Origin of the sequence: Mycolicibacillus koreensis (assembly GCF_002104795.1) — a bacterium.
GTDB lineage: Bacteria > Actinomycetota > Actinomycetes > Mycobacteriales > Mycobacteriaceae > Mycobacterium > Mycobacterium koreense.
Genome location: NZ_NCXO01000107.1, coordinates 1 through 1,413 on the forward strand (window position 1 = coordinate 1; position 1,413 = coordinate 1,413).

The 1,413-nt window shown below is 70.1% G+C and carries 2 protein-coding genes; both read left to right on the top strand.

Annotated features, from left to right (window positions below; translation table 11 throughout):
* Window positions 1–928 (top strand): PPW family C-terminal domain-containing PPE protein (locus B8W67_RS20065; protein WP_476738879.1); only part of this gene is annotated, 928 nt, incomplete at its 5' end.
* A gap of 220 nt (window positions 929–1,148) precedes the next feature.
* The coding region (locus B8W67_RS20070; RefSeq protein ID WP_207567715.1) for a class I SAM-dependent methyltransferase at window positions 1,149–1,413 on the top strand (265 nt) is incomplete at its 3' end.

Sequence of the window (1,413 nt, forward strand, 5' to 3'; positions counted from 1 at the left end):
GATCTGGAACATGCTCTTTGGTCCGGACGGCAAGGGCAACTGGACCCCCGACCAGTTCCTGGCGAACCTGCCGAACCTGTTCACCCAGTTACCGAGCAGCACGATCGAGTACTTCCTGACCCACATGGCCGCCAATCCGGCCGACTTCCCGGTGATCATCGAATACCTGATCGCCTGGAACACCTACCGCGCCGTGATGTGGACGCTGCGCACCCTGCGGTTCCTGGTTCAGGAATTGCCCCTGCTGGTGACCGTCGGGGTCGGTTTGGGTGTCGCCGCCCTCGCACCGTTCACCGGCGTCGGAGCCACCGCGGGCCTCGCCGGGCTCGCCGGTCTGGCGGGACTGCAACCGGTGGTGCCGGCACCGCTACCGGCCGCGGCGGGCTCGGTGCCGATGCCGGTCGGGCCGGTCCCCACGGTGCCCGCGACCGGGGCTACGATCCCGACTGCCCCGACCGCGCCGGTCACCCCCGCCGCGGTCACGACCGCCGCACCGGCGGCGCCGGCACCCCCGCCGCCGGGCCCGCCGGGCGCGCCGGGCACCGGTCTCGAGGGCTTCGGATACATGGCCACCAGCTTCGGCTTGCGCCAGGATGCGGCGGCGCGGACACCGGCGCGGGACCGGAGACCGGTCAGCGACACCACCGCCGCGCCGCATGCCCCCGAGGACGCACCGGTCGGGCAACGGGCCCGCCGACGGCAGCGCTCGCTCATCGACCGGGGGCATCGGTACGAGTATCTGGACCGGCCCGCAGACCCCGCGGGGGCGACGGCGTCGCAAAGCGCGGCCGGCCCCCTCGGGTTCGCCGGCACGATCGCCAAGCCGGCGGCCGGCGCCGGCGGCCTGACGACACTGGCGGTCACCGACGACACGGGCCTCGTCCACCCGATGATCCCCGAGACCTGGGACGGCGACCCGCCACGATGACACGAGATTTCATTTCCGCAAATTAGTCACTGATTGTCGATATTCAGTCGATATCCGGCAAGTTCACATGATTACCTCCGCTGTTGCGGATAACTCATCCTTGCTAGGCTTCGCCGGTGAGGAGAGTGGGTTCGACCGGCGGCACACGATGAGCGCGCGCACCCCACACCGCTCGAATTCGGCCCGTGCGGGGCGGCGTAACGTCCCGGCCATGTCTGGAATCCGTAGCGACGACGACAGCTGGGACATCACCACCAGCGTCGGGTCCACCGCCTTGTTCGTAGCCACCGCCCGCGCGCTGGAGGCCCAGAAACCCGACCCGTTGGTCGTCGACCCCTATGCCGAGATGTTCAGCCGCGCCGTCGGCGGCGACTGGGCCGGGGTGCTCGACGGCGACCGGCCCGATCACGACCTCAAGACCGCCGAGTTCGGTGCGCACTTCGTGAACTTCCAGGCGGCCCGCACCCGCTACTTCGACGACTACT